At 44.3% G+C, this 26,143-nt stretch carries 21 protein-coding genes; 12 read left to right on the top strand and 9 right to left on the bottom strand.

The window, feature by feature from the left end:
• Window positions 1–90: 90 nt before the first annotated feature.
• From QUA27_RS21810 to QUA27_RS21765, 10 genes are all read left to right on the top strand, one after another.
• Window positions 91–1,020: an alpha-1,2-fucosyltransferase gene (locus QUA27_RS21810; protein WP_333070433.1), complete on the top strand. Its 930-nt coding sequence runs from the start codon at window positions 91–93 to the stop codon at window positions 1,018–1,020.
• Between the two features lie 12 nt (window positions 1,021–1,032).
• Complete coding sequence (locus QUA27_RS21805; RefSeq protein WP_333070432.1) at window positions 1,033–1,869, top strand: hypothetical protein; 837 nt, start codon at window positions 1,033–1,035, stop codon at window positions 1,867–1,869.
• A gap of 279 nt (window positions 1,870–2,148) precedes the next feature.
• Complete coding sequence (locus QUA27_RS21800) at window positions 2,149–3,300, top strand: glycosyltransferase family 4 protein (protein ID WP_333070430.1); 1,152 nt, start codon at window positions 2,149–2,151, stop codon at window positions 3,298–3,300.
• Window positions 3,301–3,392: 92 nt separating this feature from the next.
• The gene (locus QUA27_RS21795) at window positions 3,393–5,396 is read left to right on the top strand and encodes an ABC transporter ATP-binding protein (protein WP_333070429.1); all 2,004 of its coding nucleotides are present in this window, start codon (window positions 3,393–3,395) and stop codon (window positions 5,394–5,396) included.
• Window positions 5,397–5,459: 63 nt separating this feature from the next.
• On the top strand, window positions 5,460–6,701 hold the full coding sequence (locus QUA27_RS21790; protein ID WP_333070427.1) for a glycosyltransferase family 4 protein: 1,242 nt from the start codon (window positions 5,460–5,462) through the stop codon (window positions 6,699–6,701).
• A 57-nt stretch (window positions 6,702–6,758) separates the two neighbouring features.
• On the top strand, window positions 6,759–7,724 hold the full coding sequence (locus tag QUA27_RS21785) for a glycosyltransferase family 10 domain-containing protein (protein WP_333070426.1): 966 nt from the start codon (window positions 6,759–6,761) through the stop codon (window positions 7,722–7,724).
• Complete coding sequence (locus QUA27_RS21780) at window positions 7,721–8,830, top strand: formylglycine-generating enzyme family protein (RefSeq protein ID WP_333070424.1); 1,110 nt, start codon at window positions 7,721–7,723, stop codon at window positions 8,828–8,830. The genes QUA27_RS21785 and QUA27_RS21780 overlap by 4 nt, the downstream gene beginning before the upstream one ends.
• Window positions 8,831–8,937: 107 nt before the next feature.
• On the top strand, window positions 8,938–9,912 hold the full coding sequence (locus QUA27_RS21775) for an Npun_R2821/Npun_R2822 family protein (protein ID WP_333070422.1): 975 nt from the start codon (window positions 8,938–8,940) through the stop codon (window positions 9,910–9,912).
• A complete protein-coding gene (locus tag QUA27_RS21770; RefSeq protein WP_333070420.1) occupies window positions 9,909–10,781 on the top strand; it encodes an Npun_R2821/Npun_R2822 family protein in 873 nt (290 codons plus the stop codon). The genes QUA27_RS21775 and QUA27_RS21770 overlap by 4 nt, the downstream gene beginning before the upstream one ends.
• Window positions 10,782–10,938: 157 nt before the next feature.
• Entirely contained in the window at window positions 10,939–11,961 is a 1,023-nt protein-coding gene (locus QUA27_RS21765) for an Npun_R2821/Npun_R2822 family protein (protein WP_333070418.1), read from the top strand.
• A 3-nt stretch (window positions 11,962–11,964) separates the two neighbouring features.
• Here QUA27_RS21765 and QUA27_RS21760 read toward each other — a convergent pair whose 3' ends face one another.
• The 4 genes from QUA27_RS21760 to QUA27_RS21745 all read right to left on the bottom strand — a co-directional run bounded on the left by QUA27_RS21760 (window position 11,965) and on the right by QUA27_RS21745 (window position 16,883).
• Window positions 11,965–12,915: an NAD-dependent epimerase/dehydratase family protein gene (locus tag QUA27_RS21760; RefSeq protein WP_333070416.1), complete on the bottom strand. Its 951-nt coding sequence runs from the start codon at window positions 12,913–12,915 to the stop codon at window positions 11,965–11,967.
• 194 nt (window positions 12,916–13,109) lie between these two features.
• Entirely contained in the window at window positions 13,110–13,484 is a 375-nt protein-coding gene (locus QUA27_RS21755; protein ID WP_333041041.1) for a hypothetical protein, read from the bottom strand.
• Window positions 13,485–13,632: 148 nt separating this feature from the next.
• Complete coding sequence (locus QUA27_RS21750; RefSeq protein ID WP_333070414.1) at window positions 13,633–15,309, bottom strand: ABC1 kinase family protein; 1,677 nt, start codon at window positions 15,307–15,309, stop codon at window positions 13,633–13,635.
• 416 nt (window positions 15,310–15,725) lie between these two features.
• Window positions 15,726–16,883 (bottom strand): DegT/DnrJ/EryC1/StrS family aminotransferase, encoded by a 1,158-nt coding sequence (locus tag QUA27_RS21745; RefSeq protein ID WP_333070412.1) that lies wholly within the window; start codon window positions 16,881–16,883, stop codon window positions 15,726–15,728.
• A 127-nt stretch (window positions 16,884–17,010) separates the two neighbouring features.
• On the opposite strand from QUA27_RS21745, the gene QUA27_RS21740 reads away from it, so the two are divergent.
• Window positions 17,011–17,790 carry an ABC transporter permease gene (locus QUA27_RS21740; RefSeq protein ID WP_190742169.1) on the top strand — a complete coding sequence of 260 codons (780 nt, stop codon included), beginning with the start codon at window positions 17,011–17,013 and terminating at the stop codon, window positions 17,788–17,790.
• A gap of 181 nt (window positions 17,791–17,971) precedes the next feature.
• Entirely contained in the window at window positions 17,972–18,610 is a 639-nt protein-coding gene (locus QUA27_RS21735; RefSeq protein ID WP_333070409.1) for a Uma2 family endonuclease, read from the top strand.
• 59 nt (window positions 18,611–18,669) lie between these two features.
• Here the strand turns inward: QUA27_RS21735 and QUA27_RS21730 are convergent, their stop codons facing one another.
• From QUA27_RS21730 to QUA27_RS21710, 5 genes are all read right to left on the bottom strand, one after another.
• Window positions 18,670–20,559 (bottom strand): hypothetical protein, encoded by a 1,890-nt coding sequence (locus QUA27_RS21730; RefSeq protein ID WP_333070404.1) that lies wholly within the window; start codon window positions 20,557–20,559, stop codon window positions 18,670–18,672.
• A 159-nt stretch (window positions 20,560–20,718) separates the two neighbouring features.
• A complete protein-coding gene (locus QUA27_RS21725; RefSeq protein WP_333070403.1) occupies window positions 20,719–21,393 on the bottom strand; it encodes a nitroreductase family protein in 675 nt (224 codons plus the stop codon).
• 148 nt (window positions 21,394–21,541) lie between these two features.
• On the bottom strand, window positions 21,542–22,525 hold the full coding sequence (locus QUA27_RS21720; RefSeq protein ID WP_333070401.1) for a GntR family transcriptional regulator: 984 nt from the start codon (window positions 22,523–22,525) through the stop codon (window positions 21,542–21,544).
• A 208-nt stretch (window positions 22,526–22,733) separates the two neighbouring features.
• Window positions 22,734–24,296, bottom strand: coding sequence for an adenylate/guanylate cyclase domain-containing protein (locus QUA27_RS21715; RefSeq protein WP_333070398.1), 1,563 nt, complete (start codon window positions 24,294–24,296; stop codon window positions 22,734–22,736).
• Window positions 24,297–24,480: 184 nt separating this feature from the next.
• On the bottom strand, window positions 24,481–25,890 hold the full coding sequence (locus tag QUA27_RS21710) for an aminopeptidase P family protein (RefSeq protein WP_333070396.1): 1,410 nt from the start codon (window positions 25,888–25,890) through the stop codon (window positions 24,481–24,483).
• Window positions 25,891–26,143: the final 253 nt, after the last annotated feature.

Genomic DNA, 26,143 nt, shown 5'->3' with positions numbered 1-26,143 from the left:
TGTATGGTGGGCATTGCACACCTTACCATTACAGCAAAGTTTGATTAAATTGTTGTAGGGTGGGCTTCCCGCCCGCCCCAAAAATACAATATGCTAATAATATCTGCTAAGTCGGGGCAACTCGGAAATCGACTGCTGCTTTTTGCTAATTTCATTGCTTGGGCGATCGAGCATAATTTGACTGTTCTCAATCCGGCTTTTGACGAATATGCAGAATTCTTTGTGGGAACCGCGGGGGATTTTTTGTGTTGTTATCCTCCTCCATGTTTTACCACAGCAGGCAACAACTTTGTCAGAAGTAAATATTATAATTTTATTAATTTATTAAGAAATAAAAAAATATTAAAAACGCAAGAAATAACCCGAAAAGAACCTTTTAGCTGGCTCAAATATCAGGAGAGAGAACAAATCAAGCAGGGTTCAATAGTTTGTTTTCAAGGCTGGCTGTTTCGAGATGGCTGGTTTGTAGAAGATGTTTCCAAGTTACACAAGTACGCCGACCCGATTAGAGCCTACTTTGAACCATTAGAGCGATATAGAATCAATGTAGATCGTTTGATATTGAATTTAAAAAAGAACTCTGATATGCTCGTCGGAATTCACATCCGCCAAGGGGATTATGCTCAGCATCAAAAAGGGAGGTACTTTTACACAACTGAGCAATATTTACAAGTCATGAATTCTGTGGTAAGGCTATTTGAAGGAAAAAAAATTAAGTTTTTGATTTTTTCTAATCTTCCGCAAAATCAGAGTTTATTTGATAATTTTAACTGTGGATTTGGCAGCGGTCATTTAATTGAAGATATGTATGCTCTGGCTGAGTGCGACTATGTTGTCGGACCGCCTAGCAGTTATACTATGTGGGCTTCTTTTTATGGAGATAAACCTCTTTACATGATCGTAAATGTCAATAAAACAATTAACCTGAAAGATTTTGTACATTTTTATGAATGGCAAGGAATTTTTCACTATCGAGATGACTGGAGTGAGAGCTTTTGGGAGTGGACCCACGCTCGGTAAATAAGTAAATCAATGAATTCAAATAAATTAGCAGTCAAGGGATTTATCACTATTTTAACCGGTCTTTACTCTTTCCAGGATTGCGTTCATTTTCTGGCGTCTGTCAGGAAGTTTCACCGCGAACCCATTATTATTTTAATAGATAGAGTACCTCTAATTTTATATCCTTTACTTCAGGTGTTTGGAAATGTCATATTGAAACCTGCACCGTCTCACGAAAACCCTGTTTTAGCGTCGCGGCAAGCTAAGCTGGCTTTGTACGGGGAATCTTTATTTGAGAAAACTATTTATATGGATTGTGATATTTGTTTGCTGTCGCCAATAGATGAGGTATTCGAGTTTCTTGATGGGGTGGATTTGTTGGTGACGGAAGATGTGCAGCCTGCGATTGCTAAAGCTGCAAATTTATTAAGAGTCAAGCAGGATATTCTGTCAACTTTGCAGTCTGTCGGGTTGCCGCTAAACGAAAATAGCATTCAATACAATGGCGGATTTATCGCTTTTACGAAAAGCAGTAAAACTCAGGAATTGTTCACAAACTTTAAGAAATATTTCGATATGGTAGTAGCGCATCAAAATGTGTTACTCTTGAAAGATCAGGGCGCTTTTGCGGCTGCTGTTGAATCGGTGAAACCGAAAATGACAACTTTGTCCCCGGTTTACAACTACTTGGATAAGTGGAAAGATGTTTATACGATCGACAAACCGATTAAAGTAATGCACTGCACTTATCCTTACCGTCCTCAGTACGCCAAAAACGTAACGCGATCGCTCTTTACTAGAATAGTCGATCGCACGGCTAAAGTATTTTTACCAAATCAACTTAACAATCCCTGGCGTTTAAAATAATTAAAGTTGCTTGGCAAACTGCATTAAAAGCAATAAAAATCCGCCCCAAGTAAAAAAATTAGCCTCTACATATCCGAAAATTTACCTAGAAGAATTATTGCTGGTCTGAATAACAGTCTTGGATTCATTAGTGTGTTTTTTTACCAAAATACTTCGTTGCTGCCCTTTGCCCTGGTTAAAAACCTGGTTGCTGTGGTCGGGAGTACGTGAGTCCCCATCGCCTTGACAAAAGCTCGCTTAAGCCGGAAAATTAAACAAATGTTTTAAACAAAATACTCAGTGAAAGTTTCATTAGTAGTGAGCGATTTGTCAGGAGGAGGTGCAATTCGTGCTTTTTTATTAGCTCAAGTCTTGATAGAGCTTAAATGTGATGTAGAAGTTGTTGGATTTCAGTTTGGCAAGGAATTGTATGCTACTCCTCCCAGAGATATCCCGGTATGTGCGATACCGGGTAAAAATTATCCGGGGTTTTTAATGGATGCTCAAAAACTTTGGAAAAAAATAGATGGGGATATTATTTATGCAGTCAAACCTAAACCGACAAGCTTTGGGTTATCACTGCTAAAAAAACTGGCGACTCGCCACTTTATAATTTTAGATATAGACGACTGGGAACTGAGCTGGTACGGTGGAGATGAATGGAAATACCGTCCCTCTTTCAAACAACTTTATCGAGATATTTTTAAACACAACGGTCAATTAAGAGAACCAGATAATCCCCTCTATCTCAAGTGGATGGAAAGTCTCATTCACAATGCTGATGCAGTCACCGTTGATACTGAGTTTTTAAAACAGCGTTTTGGTGGTGTATATTTGCCTAATGGTAAGGATACTGCAATGTTCGACCCTGCTAAATACAATCCTGAATTGAGCAGACAGCGTTACGGCTTGTCCGGGTATAGAGTTTTGATGTTTCCGGGGGCACCGCGACCTCATAAAGGCGTGGAGGATGTTTTGATGGCCCTCGAACAGTTAAATGAGCCCGATTTAAAATTAGCGATCGTCGGCGGGAGTCCTTATGATGATTATGATGATAAACTTGTGAAACAATGGGGGCGTTGGATTATTAAACTGCCAAGGTTTCCAGTGGAGAAGATGCCGTCCGTTGTAGCGGCGGCTCATGTTGTCGTTGTTCCTCAGCGAGAAACTCTCACAGCCGTGGCTCAGTTTCCGCTCAAGCTGACAGATGGCATGGCAATGGCTAAGCCTGTTTTGTCTACGCGAGTGGGGGATATTCCAGAAATTTTAGGGGGAACGGGTTATTTAGTCGATCCGAGTTCTCCCGCTCAAATTTCACAAAAGATTCAATGGATATTTCAAAATTGGACAGCGGCTAATTTACAAGGAATGAAAGCTCGGGAAAGATGTGTAAAAAAATATAGTATTCAAACAATGAAACCCATCCTTTCAGATATAATCGCAGATATGTAAATGTTATTTTAAAACAACTCGCGGGAGGACGAAAAACTGGCTGTTATTAAAGAATATTTTGAGATGCCGTACTGTTTAGCTGGGAATGCTTCATGTCTGCCAATAAGCTACTCCTAAAATTTGCCAGACGATATCCCGGCAGGATTCTCTTAACTGTGATGCTGGGCTTTTCTGGCGCTTTATTTAACGGTATCAGCACTACTATGATTGTACCAGTGCTTTTAAGTTTTTTAGAGGAAGCGATCGAGCTGCGCGGCGCTCCACCTCTAATTAAAACTTTGATGTATCCCTTTGAGGGAATGCCCGGAAATCAGCGTTTAATGCTGATGACCGGGGCGGTTGTGCTGGCAATTTTTTTAAAAAATGTTGCGAGTTATATCAATACTTTAGTAGCTACTTCTCTGACGCGCTCTCTAACTTTTGATTTGCGAGAAGCCGGCTTGCGGTTGTTGTTAGAAGTAGATTTAGATTTTTACTCTAAAACTAAAGTCGGGGATTTAATTAATAGATTGGGCGGAGAGATTGGTCGGACTGCTAGTGCAGTTGGTACGGCCATCGGAATGTTTACTACCTCAATCACGGTTTTGGTGTTTGTGGGTCTGCTACTTTCGATCTCGTGGAAACTGACGGTGACAGCTACAGTTTTGCTGGCGTTAGTTGCTTGGACAAATCAATATATTATTAACCGTTCCAAGCATTTTGGCCACCTGCTTTCTGAAATGTCGAAAGATTATTCGGTGAGGGTGCTGGAAACGATTACTGGGATTCGGCTGGTTAAGTCAACGGGGAACGAGGAAAGGGAGTATCAGCGGATCAAGCATTTAATTCAAAGGCGAGAACAAGCGGATTTTCAGGCTCAGGTAAATTATGCGGCGATCGCTCCAATTAACGAAGTTGTTAATTTGATAGTTATAATTTTGATTGTATTCATAGGTCGCACAATATTTGCGAATGAGATAGAGTCTATTGCGACAATTTTATTAACCTATTTATTGGTACTGTTTCGATTGATTCCTTTAATTTCACAGTTAAATAGCGGGCGCAGTCAATTTGCAAATACGTCGGCTAGTGTAGAGGTAGTTAATGATTTTTTGAGCTGCGAGGACAAGCCATTTATGCTGAACGGTTCTGTGCCTTACACTCATTTGCGATCGGGAATTCATTTTAATAAAATATCTTTTAGTTATCCTAACCACAAAAATTTAGTTTTGCAAGGAATTGATTTATTTCTACCTCACGGCACTACTTTGGCTTTGGTAGGAACTTCGGGTTCTGGCAAGTCAACTTTGGCAGATTTACTGCCGAGATTTTACGATCCTACTGAAGGTAATATCTCGATCGATGGCAGGGATTTGCGCGAATTCGATCTAAAAAGTCTCAGACAAGCGATGGGTATTGTTAGCCAAGATACGTTTTTGTTTAATGCTTCAGTGCGCGAAAATATTGCTTATGCTAGACCCCAAGCGACTGAGGAAGAAATTGTGGAAGCGGCGAAGGGAGCGAATGCTTACGAGTTTATCCAACTATTGCCGGATGGGTTGGAGACTCAAATTGGCGATCGGGGCGTGATATTATCGGGAGGGCAGCGTCAGAGAATTTCAATTGCTAGAGCCCTGCTGCAAAACCCGGAAATCTTAATTTTAGATGAGGCAACGAGTTCGCTGGATACGGTTTCGGAAAGGTACGTGCAAGCGGCGATCGAGAAATTGAGTTGCGATCGCACAACCTTAGTCATCGCCCACCGCCTCTCCACAGTCCAAAAAGCCAACAAAATCGCTGTGATCGATCGCGGACAAGTCGTAGAAATGGGTTCCCACGAAGAATTGCTAGCAAAAGGAGGTTACTACACTCGCTTGTATTCAGTGCAATTTGCCGAAGAAACCGCTCGCGATGAAGCTCTAATTAGAGGTTCTTACGAAATTCGCACTCGCCTGACTCCTATGATAGCTTACCTCAAAATGCTAGTAGATGAAATGGTAGACTCTCCCGAAGAAAGAGACGAGTTAATCCGAGAATCATTTCACTCTGCTGCTAATATTTTCACTACTTTAGAATTTATAGAAAACACTATTAAGCGTCAGGCTGTTAAAAAGTAGTCAGTTGGCAGTATTCATTAGTCAAATGTCTGCACAGCCAACAATTACCAATCACCAATTACCATGTCTAAATATTATGTATTTTTTACCAGAAATATCTTACCGCAACCCAATGTAGCGAGCTTAGTTCAAGTTGCACACTCTGCAAATGCCACAGCAAATCTCGGTTATCCAGCAGTTTTGGTATACCTCCGTAAAGGCTGGGGTGCTTTAAATCCGGTTGATTTGCTGTTTCCTTTTCAACCGAGGAAACCCGATGACAAACTTGCCAATATTTACAATATTCAAGATAAATTAAAAGTAGCAGATTTGCCGATGCCGTGGCCGATCGACCTTTGGGACAGCAAGTGGACGAGTTCTAGTACAATAGTATCAAAATACTACTTACCGATTCACCTGCTTAAATCCACTAAAATTGTCCATACCCGCGACTGGAACTTTGTCAAAGCAGCAGTTAAAAACGGAATTCCCGCTATCTACGAACAGCACCACCATGAAAACAAGCAATTTGAATCAGAAACTGTCCGCAATCCTCTGTTTCAGATTTCCGTAACTGTTGCCGATACAGTACGAGACAGCATGATTTTGAATGGGATGCCGCCGGAAAAAGTAATTACGCTGCACAACGGTTTTAACCATTTGTTTCTCGCGAGACAAACAGAAGCTGCACAGAATTGGCGACAGCAATTATTAGAAGATGACAGACAGCATTTAGCAGTTTATGCAGGCGGACTTTACCCGTTTAAAGGTGTTGATATGTTGGTGGATGTGGCTAAGGAATTGCCGCTGGTTCAATTTGCGATCGCGGGCGGTGATTCATCCCAAGTAACAGCCTACCAGCAGTTAGCCAAATCCCAGCAAGTTAACAACATTAAATTTCTCGGCTACCTGCCTCAAAATCAACTGGCTAGCTTGCTGCAAGCAGCCGATGTTTTGACTCACCCGCACTGTTTGACAGAGGCCGCGACGTTCACATCTCCTTTAAAATTTTTTGATTACATGGCATCGGGAACTCCGATTGTGGCGACGGAGATTGCATCTTTAATGGAATTTAAATCGGGAAATATAGCAGCAACTTGGTGCGAACCGGATAACCCGCACCAGTTCGCGGAAAGCATTCGAGATTGTTTAACCAAATATCCGAGGAAAAGCGAAGGCTATGCAGAAACAATGGATTTTGTCAAGCAATTTTCGTGGGAAAATAGGATACAGAGAATTTTAAGTTATGTGGATCGGCAAGTGCGATATTCGATAATTCAAAATTCCGTAGGGGCGGGTTTTACCAACAATCATCGCCTCAAATAAATAATCTCATAAACCCGCCCTGCCTGCCAAACGCAAAAACCACATTTATTATTAAAAATGAACCCACAAATCATCAGCACAATCACCACCTATCCAGGCATGAGTCAAAGCGACTGGCTGTGGCAACAAACCCCCCAAAACTTCGGCAAATGGGGAAACATTCAAATGCTAGCCAACCACCCAGAACCAGACTTTTTACTGATGTATCAATTCGACTTTCCCCGACCTTCCAAAAAGCAATCTTGGATCGACAAAATTCGCCGTCCAAGCCCCAAAAATCCCGAAAACGACATTCGAGAAAAATTTTGCGGTGTCCCCAAAGAACGCATAATTTACCTGATCCGCGAGCCACCATTACCAGAAGTTATTGAAATTACCAAAGCCAACTACGAACAAGCGAAACTTTATTGCGGTTACGTTTCCGGGCCAGACGATTTCGCACCAAACCCCAATTATATGCCCGCGATTTGGTATCACTCTAACTCGTTTCGAGAACTCCATGAAATGCCTGCGCCGCCGAAAACTAAATCCTGTTCTTGGATTACTTCAGGTGTTAGCCGCAGCGCCAATCACCGCCAGAGATTAGACTTTATCAACTTGCTGCGATCGCAAGAATTCGATTTTGACCTTTACGGGCGAAACTTGCCAACTTGGGCGCGCGGGAACGGCACTATGAACAATAAATGGCACGCCGTCGCACCATACTATTACAACTTAGCTATTGAAAATTATGCAGAAAACGATTGGTATGTCAGCGAGAAGCTTTGGGATGCTTTGTTAGCTTGGTGTTTGCCAATTTATTACGGCGGTTTGGCGGCGGATAAGTTGTTGCCTGCAGGGAGTTTTCTGCGGCTGCCGAGTTTGGATGAGAAAGGAGTAGAATTTATTAAAGAGGTTGTGGCTAATGCGGATTATTGGCATGAAGCGAGGGATAAAATTGCTGAAGCTAGACAAATCATTCTCCACGAATTGAACTTGCTCAATTGGCTATCTAAGTTTGTCTCTCAGGAAATAACATCATGACAGAAAACCTAAATCAACCCAGAGAATACGATGCCGTACTCGGCGCCCAATCTCAAGTGCCATTTGGTGCGACTGTCTTAGGCGGGATTCCTGGTGTTAAGAGTCGGTTAGCTTCACCGATGGTCGAAGTCAGAATCACCGCACTGTATGAAGCGTTGAAATATGGAGAAGCTGGTTTAGACTTGATAATTCCGGCATTGCAGGATGAATCAATAAAGGTGAAATTGGCTGCATATTCGTTGCTGAAGGAGAGAGATGAACCAAATATAAAAGAGAAGTTCCAAAAATATTCGCCTATTTTTGACTTTGATGTGATCACTGTTGATGCTGAAGGAAAAGAAAACTGTCGCCGCGGTGATTATGCTCACTTCTTGCGCGAAGATTTAGGGAATCCAGTTGTGCTGGAAATGGTTTATATTCCCGGCGGTACATTTATTATGGGTTCGCCAGCAACAGAAAAAGGTACAACATATGATGAAAGTCGGCAGCATCAAGTAACAGTACCCGCTTTTTATGCAGGCAAATACCCCATCACCCAAGCACAGTGGCAAGCAGTGATGGGAAATAACCCATCGTGGTTTCAAGGTGAAAAACTTCCTGTAGAAAAAGTATCGTGGAATATGGCAGTCGAATTCTGTGGCAAACTATCGCAAAAAAACGGGAAAAAATATCGCCTCCTGAGTGAAGCTGAATGGGAATACGCCTGTCGTGGCGGTACAACAACCCCTTTTCATTTTGGGGAAACTATTACCCCGGAATTAGTCAACTATAACGGACACAAACCCTACGCAAACGCCTCCAAAGGACTTGGCCGCGGAAAAACAACCGATGTCGGGAGTTTTCCTCCCAATGCCTTTGGACTGTACGATATGCACGGCAATGTTTGGGAGTGGTGCAGCGATAAGTGGCACCGTAGCTATGAGGGTGCACCAAGTGACGGAAGTTCTTGGGAAGAAACTGGTACAGATAATTTCCGAGTGCAGCGTGGCGGTTGCTGGGCCAGCCATGCGGTGAGTTGTCGCAGTGCCTATCGTGTCAGGGGCCCGGCGGACGATAAGTGGGGGATCACGGGTTTTCGCGTTGCGGTAGCGTCGGTTTCTCCCTAGTCCGAGTTTCCCCCCGATCGCCCTTTTCTACCCTTTTACCCTTTAGATAATTCGGCGGTTGAAACCGCAACGACACAAACAAAGTCCGCCTACGCGGACTAATAGATATGAATGGAATTTGCACGCTAGCCAACGATACAGTTTACGACCAACTAATTGCCTTGCTCAACAGTATTGAAGTTATCTTAGGCTCAAATACTCCAGTCTGTATTTATCCTTTCGACGACCAGGTAGAGCAAATCAAAGCTGAAATTGTTAACCGTCCCAATGTCTTTGTTTATGAAGATAGCGCATCCATTCAGCGATGGGATGAATTCATGGAAGCAGCCGCACCAGAGCGTTTGAACCGCAAAAAATTCCGGCTTTACGGCGCACACCGGCGCTTTTGCGCTTTCGACGGCCCGTTTGAAAAGTTTATCTATATGGATGCGGATACTTTGGTGATGAATTCCCTTGATGCGGTTTTTCAGAAGTTAGAGGAATCGGATTTTGTGGTTTATGATTTTCAATTTCGCGACCCAAGTAAAGTATACAATATTCAGTCACCAAAACTCCTCGAAGTTTTTGAGCAAAATCGCATCGATTCGGAAATATTTTGTTCTGGATTTTACGCCAGCAAGCAAGGATTGTTTGAGCAAGATACTAGGGCATGGCTGTTAGCTCAACTGCAATCTGGCGAGGCGGAAATTCTCTATGAAGGTGCGGGAGAACAGCCGTTGCTAAATTATATGGTGATGAAAACGGGGATGAATAGCTATAATTTTGCTTATAGCCTCCCGGATGGCGAAAAAACCGGGTGCAGCGTCACTTCTAAACATTTTGAAGAACGCGATAGGATTTTGTACGACAAGGGAAACCGACTTACTTACGTTCATTATATTGGTGTGCCTCCGGATTTAATTCGGAGAGTTTGTGCGGGCGAAAATATTGAGTTTCCCTATCGCGATTTGTTCCTGCATTACCGCTATCTCCGGGAACCGTCCAAGCGTCCGATTTTTGCCCAAGCGCCAAAGTCTTATACTGAGGTTTCTGCGCCGAATTTGTTAAAAAGAGTGTTGAGAAGGTTGAGGATAAATGTATGAATCGCGGTATTTATATTGTTGCGAATGATAAAGTGATCGAAAGTGCGATCGCCCTTTTAAACAGCATACGTCTGTACAATTGTCAAGTACCTGTTTTTCTGATTCCCTTCGACGACAATTATCAGCAAGTCGCAGCCGCACTCAGCCGTCTCCACGGGGTGCGATTGTTCCCAAATCAGGAGTTTGTGGAACAGTTTACCAGAGAAATTGGCCAAACGTTCGATCGCAACTTTTTAGCCCTCCCCAACAAAATGCGAAAACTCGCCGCCTGGTTTGGCCCCCTCGACGAATTTCTGTACATCGATACCGATATCATCGTCTTTGAAGACATCGCAGCCAACCTCAACAAACTATCAGAAGTAGACTTTTTTTGCTGCGACTACCACCACCTCAGCGAAAAACTGCGAAATGTATTTTCACCCGCTGTAAAAGAACAGAATATCTTTACCGACTCACAGCTTCAAGATGTATTCAACAGCGGTTTTTGGGCTTCTAAAAAAGGAACTATTACAGAATCGCAAATGTATGAAATTTTGCGAGAATGTTCGCAGCATCGAGAATATTTTGACTTTACTCAAAATGTCACAGACCAACCTATATTAAATTATATCATTCTTAAACTGATTCCCAAGCGCTGCAATCTTGTTAAAGATTCAGCAACCGAACCTGGAAGCTGGGCTGGTTCCAAGCATTTTCAGGAAAAAGATTATGTTCTTTATGACAAAGGCAAAAGGTTAAAATATATTCACTGGGCTGGAATCCCGATTAAATCGGGTAGCCCTTATTGGAAACTTTGGAAACATTATCGTTATCTCAATGAAGTTAAACCAAATTTAGTAGAGTTTTTTTTTGGGGCTTTCAGTAGGTGAGGATAAGCTCATATGTTGTATCATTATCAACAAGCTTTGAACAACAGGCCAGATGCCTGTTCCACAATCAATAAATTTTATTTCTTGTGGTGTGGGCATCTTGCCAGCACCTAAAAAGCAATATATATGCCCTGGGTTACTTATTAAATAAAATCCGATGACTGATGGCATTTATCTTCTAGCAAACGATGTTGTATTCGACCACTTAGTTGCTTTATTGAACAGTCTCGAAGTCAATGGGGCAAAAGATATTCCTGTTTGCATCATTCCCTATGATGATAACTTGAAAAAAGTGCGATCGCACATTTCCCGCCTACACAATGTCACCCTGTTTGAAAATACCGATTCCATCCAGTTCTGGGAAGACTTTGCGACTCAAGTTTGGAAAACTCATGCAAAAGCTCAAAAAGTTTGGCAGTCTCAAGGTTTGAAACCTGTTCAATGTTTGGAAATGCACAGAAAATTATGTTGTTTCGACGGCCCTTTTGATAAATTTATCTATTTTGACGCAGACACTCTGTTAATGGGTTCTCTAGATTATATTTATCAAAAGCTTGATGATTTTGATTGGGTAGCAAACGATTTTCAATACAAATCAGACCTCAATTATATATTTGATTTTTCCTCCCCCAAATTACCTCAACTTTTAAATATTGACGAACTGCAATCTCATACTTTTTGTGCGGGTTGGTATGCGTCAAAAGCCGGGGTTTTTAATCGAAACAATTGCTCTCAATTATTAGAAAAATTAACATCAGGAGAATCGGAAATTATGTCTTTACGGGGCGCTGACCAATCTTTACTTAACTATTTAGTCGCCCGCAGCAATATCTCTTTTTACAACTTTGCATACGCTGAACCCGAACAGGTAACGGGAAATCATTGGTCTTCTCAATTTGATGTGATAGATTATGTTCTATATGACAAAGGACGACGGTTGACTTATTTGCACTACATGAGTATTTCGGCTGCAAAGTTTACTCGATTGTGTGCTGGCGAAGATGTTGAGATTCCTTACCGAGACGTATTTCTGCACTATCGCTATTTGAATTCGCCGGAAACACAGCCAAAACTTGCGCCTCCAAATTTGTTGGTTCGCTTGGGGAGAAATCTCAAAACTTGGGGAAGTCAAAAAGTTAACAATGTTCAATTTAAGCTGCGGAATTTCTGGGATAGATAGCATCTAACTGTACAAAGACTGAATCCACTCCCATTCGCGCCTTAAACCTTCTTCTAAAGCAACCTGCGGCTGATAACCTAAGATTTTCTTGGCTTTAGACACATCCGCGCTAGTGTGCCGCGCGTCTCCCCTCGCAGCTTCGGTAAAATCTATCCGAATAGGTCGATCGACAATTCTCTCTATTGTATCAATAACTTCTTTTAAAACTACCCGACTTCCCCCACCAATATTAAAAACTTCCCCCGCAGCTTCCGCAACCTCAGCCGCCGCTAAATTCGCCGCAACGCAATCGCTGATAAACGTAAAATCCCGCGTTTGCAATCCGTCGCCGAAAATGGAAATCGCCTCGTCAAACAAAATCGACTTAAAAAACTTGTGAAAAGCCATATCGGGGCGCTGTCTCGGCCCGTAAACGGTAAAATAGCGCAGCGAAGTAGTTGGAACGCCAAAATTCTGGTAATAAAGTCCGCACAAACGTTCACCGGCTAATTTCGTAATTCCGTAGGGAGAAACCGGCTGCGGACAAGCATTTTCACTCGTCGGGAAAGCTTCAGCATTTCCATAAATTGAAGAAGAAGAAGCATAGACAAACTTTTGCAATCTTGGCGCATCTTTGGCCGCTTCTAACAATACTTGAGTGCTGTTAATATTCCGTTCTGTATAGCTGCGAAAACCGTCGCCCCAGCTAGCACGAACTCCTGCTTGCGCCGCCTGATGAAATATTACCTTAGCATCGGATAAAAGACCTCGCCAATTTAGAGACAAAATATCGCCTTCCACCAATTCAAAACCCGGATACTTTTCAAATCGTGCAATATTCTTGCGCTTGAGAGCCGGATCGTAATAATCGTTGAACTCATCAACACCGATAACCGTGTCCCCTCGATTTAAAAGAGTTTCTACTAAGTTAGAGCCAATAAATCCTGCCGCACCCGTAACAATTAAAATACTCATTCGATTTTAGATTTTAGATTTTAGATTTTAGATTTAAAAATTTTTACACCAATTATTGCAGAAGTTGTCCTCTTCTTCTTTCTCTTCCTCTGCGTTTTCTGCGTTCTCTCCGGTTCAAAAAGCATCAAATAGGATAATCTTAGAGAACTATCAACCCCATTCCTTCTGATAAAAAGAGGTTGATAGTTAACCTTTCATTGCTCAAAAGAATCTAAATCCAGCGCTTGGGAACCTCCCCGTTCTAACTCGATCAAAAGCTTACCCAACTGAGTCCAAACTAGCCAACCAGTGAGTACCGTCAATGGCAAAGCTAGGGCATAAGAAAGTAGTTTTGGGAAGCCAAAAATCTCCATTCCAGAAGCTAAAAATACGCAAATACCGCCAGCCATTCCCAGAAAAGGTATGACCAATTGCAGCCTTGGCAGGTTAGCCAAGGTGCGAGTAGAACGATTTTTAGACCACTGTTGTACGGATTGTTTGAGAGTTGCTTCAAATGCTACGCCGGAGGCCATACCTGCTAGTAATCCAGCCGACATTAAAAAATAGGGAGGTTCTGGAAAATAATACACGAATAATTCCTTAATTTGGGTAATTGAGAATTGGGAATTGGGAGTAGGTAATTGAGAATTGGGAATTGGGAATCGGTAAAAGTAGAATTATTTTTCTTTCTTCTTCCCTCTTCCTTCTTCCTTCTTCCCTCTTCCTTCTTCCTTCTAATTAAAACCGAGTTAGCGCCGCTGCTCCTGCTGTGGAAAACTCCGTCAAAGCGCCTAGAGCAACGTTGAAAAGGCGACCGGGCTGCAAATCTTCCTTGACTAAGTTCCACAGGCTGCGAACTTCTTCGGTGTGGATTCGATCGTCCTCAATCAAAGCTAACATTAGCTGGCGTCTCAAAAACGACCCTTCCTCTGACAGCAAAAATTGCAAGCCTAGTTGTGCTGTGGGTAGCAAGTCGAAACTACGATCGGATCGGGCGATCGCGATCATGTCCTCTAACCTGTTCCACTGGAATTTGCCATCTTTGAATAATACCTCAATCAGACGCCGCCGCAGTGCCGGGGATTCTCCGTTCAACAAACGCCGCGCTACATAAGGATACGCCACCTCGACTATCTTGAAATTCGGATTCAGCGTCAGGGCCAAACCTTCTTCTGTCACCAGAGAGCGAATAATTAAGGCAAATTTCGCCGGCACCCGGAAAGGATAATCGTACATCAACTCCGAAAACTGGTCTGTAATCGTCTTGAAGTTAAAATCTGACACCTTTTCGCCGACGATATCACCCAGTACAGATTCCAGCGCCGGGACGATCGGCATAATATCTGTATCTGGCGTCAAAAAGCCAAGCTTGACAAAATCCTTGGCTAACTCTAAGTAATCTTTGTTGATTAAGTGAACGACAGAATCCACCAAAGTTTCTTTAGTTGTTTCTTCCATCTGATCCATCATCCCAAAATCAATGTAAGCCATGCGGCCGTCCGCTAAGGCAAACAGATTTCCCGGATGGGGGTCAGCGTGAAAAAATCCGTGTTCCAGCAACTGCCGCAAACCGCTGCGGACTCCGACTTCAATTAAACTATCGGTATCCAAACCTGCGGCTTTAACACGTTCTATATCTGTCAGCTTGATGCCGTCAATCCATTCGAGAGTGAGAACGCAGTTTGAAGTATAGCGCCAGTAAATGCTCGGAACTTTTACGGTCGGGTCGTCGGCAAAATTTGTAGCAAATTTCTCGGCGTTGCGTCCTTCATTGAGATAATCAATTTCCTCGAACAATTTGATACCGAATTCATCGACTATCAAACAAAGGTCGTGACCGAGATTCAGCGGCAACAAGGGGCCCAACCATCCAGCGGCCCAGCGCATTAAATAAAGATCCAGGCTCAAGACTGGCAGCAAATTCGGTCGCTGAACCTTGACTGCTACTGCTTCCCCGGTGAGGAGGCGAGCTCGGTAGACTTGACCGAGACTTGCCGCGGCGACAGGTTCGGGAGAGATTTCGCTGTAGGTTTCGCTAATTTTGCGATCGAGTTCTGCTTCAATAATCTCGAAAGCGCGCACGGAGTCAAACGGCGGCAATTGATCCTGAAGTTTGATCAATTCTTCGAGAAAGTCTTTGCGGATCAAATCCGGTCTGGTAGAAAGGGCTTGGCCAACTTTAATGAAAGTGGGGCCCAAGCGAGTGAGTATTTGTCGCAGGTGGGCGGCCCGTTCCGGCTGGTGTACTGCGACTTCGTGCTGCCAACTATCCCACAGCATCCCCAGCACGAAGCCCGCAAAAGACCAAATAACGGTAATTGCGCGCCAAATTGCTTTCCAAGGACGGTTGCGGTAATACTGAGCGATCGCTTGTGGATCGTAGCGTCTAGCCTGAGTGAATTGATACTGAGGCACTCGTTTATTTTCCTCTTATCTTATGAAAATTACAGGTTAAATTGAGAATTGGGCATCGGGCATCGGGCATCGGGCATCGGGCATCGGGCATCGGGGATGGAAGTCGAAAGTTCAAATATTATTTATTCTTCGTTCTTCGTTCTTCGTTCTTCGTTCTTCCCTCTTCCCTCTTCCTTCTTCCTTCTTCATCATTGACCGATCGCATTGCAAGGTTTAGGCGAGCGGAAAATGCACCCGTTCGAGGCGGATTGCTAGCCTAAATTTGTTTCTTTTCATTAAATATAGTACATAAAAGTACAAGTGATCGGTCAAAATACTTAACAGCTCTCCCTGAACCCTGCACATTCTCACAGCACTGCAACCCTGCAATTCTTTTCTCCTCCTGCATTTCCCTCGCTTATGCCATCGCGCCAAAGCTACCGGATGCGATCGGCCTTTGCCAAGCAATCTTTCAGCCCATAAATCGTCCGCTCTTGTTGATCCCTCGACAGTTCCGGGAACATCGGCAAAGACAAGACTTCGCGACAAACTTGCTCAGCCTTTGGCAACTGACCTGCTTGATAACCCAAAGATTTGTAAACAGGTTGCAGGTGCAAAGGTAACGGATAGTAAACCATCGAACCGATGCCAGCTTCCTGCAACTGAGCCCGCATCCCATCTCGAAAATTGCCAGAGGGATTTTGCGCCTCTTCAGGACTTGTCAGCCGGATCGTGTATTGATTCCAAACTCCTTTTGCTTCCGGCAATTCTTTGGGGACGGCAACTCCGGGCACGCGGGAGAGAAATTCGCTGTAAAGTGCAGCCTTCTCCTGGCGCTGGGCGTTCCAACTGTCGAGATACCGCAATTTAATGCTGAGAATCACCGCTTGCAGGGCATCTAAACGGCTGTTGTACCCGATTTCTTCGTAGAAATATCTAGAAGACTGTCCGTGTTCTTTGAGCACTCGCATCGAAGCTGCGAGGGCTGGATCGTTTGTCGTCACCGCGCCACCGTCACCGCAAGCGCCTAAATTTTTGGTCGGATAAAAACTGAAGCAGCCGACATGACCAATGCTGCCGACTTTTCGAGACTGCCACTCGGCCCCCACAGACTGGGCGCAATCTTCTATTACGGCTAAGTTGTGCCGAGTCGCAATTTCCATCAACCGAGTCATGTCTACCGGTTGGCCGAAGATGTGCACTGGCATAATTGCCTTGGTTTTGTCGGTAATTGCCGCCTCCAGGAGTTCGACATCCAGATTAAAAGTCTCGCTGTCAATATCGACAAATACTGGAGTCGCACCGACGGCGCTAATTGTCTCAGCCGAAGCAAAAAAGGTAAAAGGAGTGGTAATGACTTCATCGCCGGGGCCAATTTTGAGAGCACGCAAAGCCAAAATCAGCGCATCCGTGCCGGAGTTACAGCCAACGCACTCGGAAACTCCAGTGTAGTCGGCGAACTCTCGTTCAAAACTCTTCACGGCCGGGCCGCCTACGTAGCCGCCAGAGGCAAGCACTTTTTGCACCGCAGCGGTTATCTCGTCGCCAATCTGGGCGTATTGGCGGGTTAAGTCGAGGGGGGGAACATTATTCACTCTTCACACCATAAATTTCAAGCATTATCAAAGCAAATTCTTGCAGCAAAACTGTTTCTCAGAAACCTTTATTGCAATATCTTATATTTGGACAGGCAAACAATCACATTATCGAAAGGGTGGGCCGGTGTTAATTCTGCTAGATTTTACAGATTTGGGTTGGGCTTTGGGGATGGTGGCGATCGCGATCGGGCTTTCGGCGTGGCAGGGATTGGGGCTGGAGGGGGCGATCGCGATCGCGGCGGGGCGCACCCTGATCCAGCTAATCTTAGTCGGATACGTGCTCGCAGTCGTATTTGACCCGGAGGGAAAAAATCCTTGGCTGGTTTTAGCAGTTTTAGCAATCATGCTGACAACAGCTAGCATGGTTGCCAGTAACCGCATCAGCAAAAAAATCAAGAACTTACTGCCCTTAGTTTGGGGCTCAATTTTTATCAGTACGGCCTTGACTCTCGCCTATACAAACTTGCTAATTTTGCAACCTGACCCTTGGTACGAACCCCAATACCTGATTCCCTTAGCGGGTATGATATTGGGCAATGCCATGAACTCTGGGGCGATCGCCGGCGAAAGACTTGTGAGTACAGTTAACAGCAGCCAGTTAGAAATAGAAACCCATTTAAGTTTAGGTTCGACGCCGCAGCAAGCAGTAAAACAGTACCGCAAAGATGCCATCAAAGCTGGATTAATCCCGCTCTTAAATACAATGACGGTGGTAGGAATCGTGACTTTACCCGGGATGATGACAGGTCAAATGCTGAGCGGTGTCAGTCCTCTCGATGCAGCATCTTACCAGATTTTGATTATGTTTGTGTTAGCGCTGGCAACTGTAATTGCAACTCTGCTGTTGACTGAGGGATTGTCTCGGAAGTTTTTTAATCAAGATGCACAATTGATAAAATGGTAATTGGGAATTGGGCATTGGGCATTGGGCATTGGGCATTGATAATTGGTAATATAATGTAGGTAGGAACTTGCATTTAGCCTTATTTTATTGAACAGGCTTTCCGGCCTGTTCCACACAGAGTGAGTTATCTTGTGGGGTGAGCCGAATAGCCCGCCCCAGTCATCACTAAGGAGAAATAGCCATGATTCAAATAGCAGTTAAACGGCTAACTTTTGAAGAATTTGCGGAATGGAAGCCCGAAAATGCCCGTTATGAACTGCACAATGGAGAGATTGTTGAAATGTCACAGCCATTAGGAGAGCATGAAGAAGTTATCAGTTTTTTAGGTTCAGAGTTAAACGCTGAGTCTAGAAGGCTCAAACTTTCGTACATTTTCCCCAAACAAGCATTAGTTAAAAACCTCGAAAACGACTCTGCTTATTCTCCAGATATTCTGATATTAAATCGCCCAAATTTAGCGTCCGAACCTCTGTGGCAAAAGTTCTCAACTGTGACTCAAGGCGCATCAATTCCGCTTGTTGTTGAAGTCGTTAGCACGAATTGGCAAGATGACTATATCAAAAAAGTAGGCGAATACGAACTAATCGGGATTCCTGAATATTGGATTGTGGATTATCTCGGTTTGGGGGGTCGCAGGTTTATTGGCAATCCCAAACAACCAACGATATCGGTTTATCAGTTGGTTGAGGGCGAGTATGAGGTGAGTTTGTTTCGGGGAAATGATAGGATTGAGTCGCCAACTTTTCCAGAGTTGAATTTGACGGCACAACAAGTTTTTCAGGCGGGATTGACTGGGGATGAAATTGCGGGCGATGCGTGAGTGTAACTATTTCGATCGCTCGGACAGATTTTTCGCCCTCACGCACCCTACAACTACAACTACTTCGGTTCGTGACTCCCTATTCGCTGGCCTTCGCCATCGTACACCTGCATCGGGATTTTGGCGTTTTCGGCGATCGCCTCCAAAGCTTTTTGCAATGTTTGAACGTGCTTTTCTACAGCTTGACGAGTCTTCACAGCATTGTTGTTGTTTGCTTGGATGAAGGTTTGTTGCAGTTTCTGCACGTAACCTGGAGTCATCTGCACCGCAATCAAATCTTTGCTAACAGTATAGTCGCAAATATTGGGGTTGCCTTTACAAGTTCTATCTAAATCGGTGCGGGCTTTTTGCAGGTTCCTTTCTTCCTGCAACCTTACTTCTGCTTGCTGCAAGGAAGTTTTGTAGGAAGCGATCAGCGGTTGGGCTTTCTGAGAATAGGAAGTTGCCGCCGGCACTTGCTCCGCATAACTCAAAGCTCTTCGCCAGGATTCAGATGCTTTAAACCAGGCGTTTTTGCCTTCAAAAATTTGAGCTTCCGCTGCTAAAGTCACAGCTTGAGTATACGCATTTTCCGAAATTCCTTCGACATTTTTGCGCTCGCGAGCTTCTGAAAGTTTGGTTTCGTATTTGGGAACTAGCAGTTTAGCTTGTTGGTAAGATGTCGTGCTCGTGGGGATTGCTGATAGGATGTCGAGAGATTCTTCCCAACCTGATTGCACTTGAGCCCAAGTCTCCGCTGTGTGAGCTACTGCTTCGCGAGCTTCTGCTATTTGGGCTGTATTTTTGGCTGCGAGCAGTGTTTTTTCGGCTTGTTTCTCTGTGCTTAACTGCCGATTTCCAGTTGCTAAATTTTTCCGGTATTCTTTTGACTTTTTCTGAGCAAATGGATAAACAGGGCTGTCTTGGGGAATTTCTCCGAGTTCGGCGATCGCACTTTGCCACAGAGCTTGCGCTTCCTGGCCGTTCTCGGCAGAATAAGGCGGATTTTGGGTTTTGTGAGTTGCTGACTGTGCGAGGCGCGCTGCATCGATCGCAGAGTTTAAATTCTGATTTTGCTTCCGGTAGCTTTCCAGGGCGCTTTGAGCTTCACCGCGATGAATTGACCAGGAGGGAATCGGTTCCAAAAGGGCGATCGCCTGTTTTAACTGTCGCTGCGCTTCTTGGGGGCTGTTGGCAACTTTTGAAGTTTTTAGCGTCTTCGTCGAATTCTCGCTCAACTGTTTGGCATTAGCTAAAGCACTACATCCTCCGATGACGCAGGGGCGGCTCAGCATATAATAACCGCCTGCCAAAACTAGCGCGGCGACACTGATGATTCCTGCAGCAGCCAGCATCGCAAACGGTGAATGCTTGGGTTTTTGGGCAACTGTTACCGCTTCCATATCCAGCGGATTGAAAGGATTGTCTGCAATATCTGTCGGTATGGCAGCTACTTTAAAGGCGATCGGCTCGGAATTGCTGGAACTCTCAGACAAATTGGGGAAATATTCTTCATCCCACGCATCTTGCCCATCCGTTTCTAACGGTATCTCCTCCTCTACATCCGCCGTCTGAGCCACATTTTCTGTTAAAACTATCCCGGTTTCTGCTGCGGGGGTATTCTCTGTTTTTTTGAACAACTGCACTGTTTTTGGTCTTGACAAAACAGGCTGGTGCATGGTAAAAGAATGGAAAGCATAAGGCTGTTTTTGCCCGGTAATTTTTAGGCAAAGTCCAATCTGTTGAATAGATTCGGGTTCTATTTCAAGAATTGCTGCTTCTAGCACCGCAAAAGTCGGTTTGGCTTTGAGAACTAAACTGCGCGGGTGTTCTCCCACAACCGTTAAAGATTCATCTCGAAAATCGCAACTAATATAAAGCGGTAAGTTTTTAAATCCGGCTGCTTGCAAGTGTTGCTGCAATTTTACTTCGAGAATTTGTGCGTTGCTTTGTCGCGTTGCTGCTGTCATATTTTCTCCTCTGTCTGAACTCACCACTTTCGATTTTAGATTTTGAATTTTAGATTTTAGATTGCAGAACTGTCGGGATTTTTGATTGGTTTGAACTTTGGCCTCGATTCATTCCAAGCCTTAACTCTTAAAATTCAAGTTGCAACAAAATCTTAACTCTCAAATCTCAGCTTGCAAAGCCTGCCCATAACTTTCGCTGTAATAAACTTGAGTAACCTCAAAACGTCCGCCATATTGTTTGAAAGGTTCTGCTGCATAACCAAGTGGCAGCAAACAGCAAACATCTACTTCTTCGGGAATTTGAAAGGCTTCTTTCACCTTAGCGCTGACAAAACCTTCCATCGGACAACTGTCTACCCCAAAACTTTTAGCTGCAATCATTAAGTGGGCTACTGCGAGCATTGTATGTCTGTTTGTCCAAGCTTCTAGGGAGTCGAAGCAGGGACGGTTCTCGAACAATTGCGGGATTGCTTGTCGCATATAACCGGCTAAATTGTCATTCATTGCCCCTGTGACTTTGCCCAATTCGATGACAGCTTCGGTGTTTTTGGACCCGGCAGCGCGTCGATCGCCACAACAGATTAATACTACTGGGGCTTCTACCACTTGGCGCTGATCGAAGGCGCAAGCTTTTAATTTTTGTTTGCTGGCTGGGTCTTGAAGTACGATAAACCGCCAAGGCTGTAAATTGTAACCAGAGGGCGATCGCACTCCCAATCGCAAAATCTCTGCCAATATTGCTGGGGGAATCGGATCGGGTTTGAAGCTGCGGGCGGCCCGGCGGCTTTCGATCGCGGTTTTAACATTAATTGAAGGTTGGATTTCAATTGTCATGAATAATCCTCATGGGTAATGGGTAATCGGTAATTGGGCATTGGGCATTGGGCATTGGGATTGGGGCATTTGGCATTGGGATTGGTAACTTAAAAAAGTTGAATTGTTTTTCTTCCTTCTTCCTTCTTCCTTCTTCCTTCTTCCTTCGTCATCCCAAGCCCAACTCGCGCTTGAGCAAATTAATCGACTTAGAGCCGATGTAATTTTCGGAGCATATCAGTTGCGGGGGACGAATAATATCTTCTCTAGCCGCATTGATGGCAGCTTTTACTGTAGCAAAACTCGGTTGGTCGCAAAAAATTGTTCTGGCCGATCGCACGATCGAGTTAATCTTGTACTCGTCTGACACCAAGGCCGTCATTACCAGCAAATCCTCTCCCCGGATGCTGTGGATGATGACTTCGGTCGATCGCAGCATTCCCGGACTCAGGCTAACAAGACCCAAATAACTGTCTTTCGGCAAACCCCCGACTAGCTGGATTTCCTGGCTGTAGTCGTAGATGTCTACGGGAATAACTCGCACCGAACGCGGTGCCGAAATAGATTCTGCTTCTCCGATAAAATACCGACTCGTGATCACAGTTCCCGAAGAGATTTGATCCAAAAAAGTACCTAGCTGTTCCATCGGCACTAACTGTATGGGAATGCGGAGAGCTTGTTCGAGTTCTTTCGCCATCAATTCACCCACGCCGATGTCTTCTGTGGGAGCTGTGACGACCACTCGGGCGCTGCACCTGAGCCGCCAGTCAATTTCGGCCAAAAATAATTCCCTAGCTTGGTTGAGCGTACAGCCCTGTCCCAGCAGTTGATCGATACTTCCTTGCACTATTTTGTTGGCAAGGGGATATTCTTCGAGGATCGGAGATTTGAGTTTGTTGCCACCTTCGTTGCCTTGAGCACGGACGTAAATGCCCGATCCTGCTTGGGCTTCTACGAGTCCGGTATTTTCGAGCTGGCGGTATACTTTGCTGATGGTGTTGCGGTGCAAACCCGTCTGCATGGCTAGCTGTCTGGTGCTGGGCAAGCGGTGTCCGGGCGGAAATTGTCGCGAGGCGATCGCAAACCTGATTTGATTGAATAGTTGGGTGGATGCTGGAATATCGCTATCGGTTTGAATATGAAATTGAACCATTATTAAAGGCTCCGACGACTTCAACTTAGTATTTTTATAACGTCGAGTACCGCGCATAGGATTGCTCGGATATCTCTGTCTATAGCATAATCTTATTTTGCTGCTCTGCTGCAGCCATTCTGCCACAGGGCAATCGCGCCCAAGAGGCGATCGATCGCAGCCTCCGGCATTTCCTCAACAATCAGGTACTTTCAAGTCTTAGTTTTATTTACTCTGCAATTTTGAGATCGCTTACTGTTTTTCTACCATTCAGAAAATAAGTTTGCATTTCCCCTTTACCTTTAATCTCGATCTCGCCGCGATATTCAAATTCATATTTATCCTGCAGCAACTTATAAGTATAGTGGCTTACTTGAATGCGGCCTGTTATGCCGTGAGATTCCATACGGCTGGCTGTATTCACGGCATTTCCCCACAAATCGTAAATGAATTTTTTAGTGCCGATTACCCCTGCTACCACCGGGCCGCTATTAATCCCGATGCGGAGGTCAAATTTCGCGTCTAGCTTTACATTTAATTTCTCAATTGCTACTAGCATATCCAGCGCCATTTCGGCGATCGCCTCTGCGTGGTCTGGGCGTTCAATGGGAATGCCGGCTGCTACCATGTAAGCGTCCCCGATCGTCTTGATTTTTTCTAAGCCGTGCTTGTCACTGAGTTGGTCAAAAGCTGAGAAAATTTCATTCAGCAAGTACACTAATTTAGTTGCGGACATGGTGGTAGAAATTTGGGTAAAATTCACCAAATCAGCAAAAAGAATTGTTGCTTTTTCAAACTTGTCTGCAATTACCCCCGGTTCGTGCTTCAACCGATCGACGATCGCTCCCGGCAAAATATTTAGCAGTAAACTTTCAGTTTTTTTCTGTTCTTTCCTGAGTGCAGATTCCATCTTCCTGCGTTTAGTTATATCATGAAAAAACACAGAAATGCCGTCGTGAGAAGGAAAGACCCTGACTTCTAACCACACTTTTAAGGGATCATAATATTTTTCAAAAGCCACTCCAATTTGTTTGGCTACAGCTTCATGATACTCTTTATAAAAATCAGAGTTTACAAATTCTGGAAACTCTTCCCAAAAATTTTTACCATAAAGTTCTTCCTGCGAGCGCTTCAAAAATTGCGCTCCTTTGTAATTGACGTAAGTAAATCGCCACTGGGTGTCGAAAGCAAAAAAAGCATCGCTCATTCCTTCTAAAAAATTGACAATTTGCTCGTCTGTAGAACGGAGTTTTTCTTCTACTTGTTTGTTCTTGATCTGTGCGCGCTTTAATTTAGTTATATTTATTCGCAACTCCATGTGGTTGATAATTTGCCGTCCTAAAGTCCGCAGCGCTTCTAGCTGTTGTGGGGTGAGATTACGAGGAACTGTATCTATCGCGCACAAAGTGCCGATCGGATAACCGTCAGGAGTTACTAGCGGGGCTCCAGCATAAAACCGAATATTTGGATCGGAAGTTACTAGCGGATTGCCCACAAAGCGATCGTCATCTAGAGCATTGGGTACAACTAGCAATTCGTTGGGATTTAAAATAGCGTGGGCGCAAAAAGCTGACTCTCTCGGAGTTTCGGGCGCTTCCAAACCTACTTTGGATTTAAACCACTGTCGGTTAGAATCTATTAAGCTTACTAAAGCAATAGGAGTGCCGCAAATATAGGATGCTAAAGCTGTTAGATCATCAAAAGCTGCTTCGGCCTCTGTATCGAGAATATTGTAGCGGTAAAGTGCTTCTAGCCTCTCTTCTTCGTTGCTGGGCAAAGGTGCAGCTTGCATAGGAGGCCGCGAGGATATAGGTTTACTCACAATGCGTGGAAGTATTAGTGCTGCGAATTTTCTGACTTGCGATCTCACTTTTTTAACTAATATCAAAAGACTTGTTTGCCAACCTTTATTCATTTTTATTTATTTTTTTTCACCCCTGATGGAACTGCGTATGTGCGATCGAACTCGGCTCTACTTACGTATTTACCGCAACTAACTCCTCAATCTCCGGAGCTTTTGTGGGCAATTCGCCTGTCAATACTTCTCTACCTTCATCGATGACAAGTATATCATCTTCTATGCGTATCCCCCGCACATCGGCAAATTTTTCCAACTCCTCCCAGTTTACGAAATCTTCATATTTGGCGCGGTTTTCTGGGTTATTTAAGATTGCTGGAACTTGATAAAATCCCGGTTCAATCGATACCAGCATTCCCGGACGCAAAACTCGATTCAACCGCAAAAATCCCAACCCAAACCGACTGCTTCTTGTTCTTCCTTGTTCATAGCCAGCCAAATCGCCTAGATCTTCCATATCGTGAACATCTAAACCGATTAAATGTCCGATACCATGTACAAAAAATAGCGCGTGAGCATCCATTTCTACCAAATCTTCAACATTGCCCCGCAAGATACCTAAATCAACCAATCCTTCCGCCATAATCCGAGCAGCTAATAGATGAATATCTTGATATTCCACCCCCGGACTAACTTTATCAATACAAGCATCGTGTGCTGCCAAAACTACATCATAAATTGCTCTTTGAGTCGGAGAAAACTTGCCAGAAACCGGCCAAGTGCGAGTCACATCAGCCGCCCATCCCGTTGATGTTTCCGCACCAACATCTGCTAACAACAAATCTCCGGTTTGTAGGGAATTGTGATAATGTTCGCTGTGCAGCACTTCTCCATGCACCGTCACGATACTAGGATAGGCATAGGTCATATTTTCCGAGATGATGACACTTTCCATTGCAGCGCGCACCCCTGCTTCAATTTGAGCATTTCGAGTTGCCGCCATTCCCGCTTTGTGAGCTTCTACGGTGACAGCCGCAGCTTGACGCAATTCGACCAAACTGGCTGCATCGTGGCTCAGGCGCAGAGATACGATCGCCTGGGTTAATTCTAGGTCGATTCCGGTTGGCGAGTTGGGCGGTGCCAGAGGGCCATGGCGTCCCGCCCCGCAAGCTACGAGAATTTGAGACTGTTGCAACTGAGTCCAAGAATCCTGAACTGCGATCGTTGCTGCATTTGTTGAGCGCGCTTTCAATTCTGCCATTGGGAAAGCAGCATCAGCCCCAATTAGTTCGGCAATTTCTGCTCTTTTCGGCATTTCTCCGTGCCAAAGAGTGCTGCTAGCAGGTGCGTCATCTAAGAACAATTCTAATTTGCCCGATTCTAAGCGAATGGCAGCATTTTCTAAGGGTAAACCAGCAAAATATAGAAAGTGACTGCTGGCACGAAACGGATAAGTAAGTGCCGGATAATTGCGAGGAATGCTGCGCCCCGACCATAAAATTACCGGAAAATTAATTAAACTAGCCAGTTTTTGCCGCCGTTGGTGTAGAGTATTAGTTAACAAATTATCACCGTGTGTAATTGTCATGGGTAAAAACCTATAATTTTGAGTTGGGTTTGCAGTCAGCCACAAGTTTTTGCATTCTCAGCATTAAAGCACTAAAATTCGGACTGTAAACTTGGCAGGCATTTTTGAGAAAATTCTCATCTGTAACTTCTTTTTTGCTAGCATTTATAGGCTGTCTTTTTTATAGTCTTTGTCGTCATCGCCGCGATGATTTGGTTAAGCAGTAAGCCTGATACCCAGGCAGGAAAAACAGGCTGAACCTGCTACTCCCTCG

Source organism: Microcoleus harperi Pol14_C6, from assembly GCF_036701295.1.
In the GTDB taxonomy this organism is placed as follows: Bacteria; Cyanobacteriota; Cyanobacteriia; order Cyanobacteriales; family Microcoleaceae; genus Microcoleus.
This window is presented reverse-complemented; position numbering and strand designations above follow the sequence as displayed.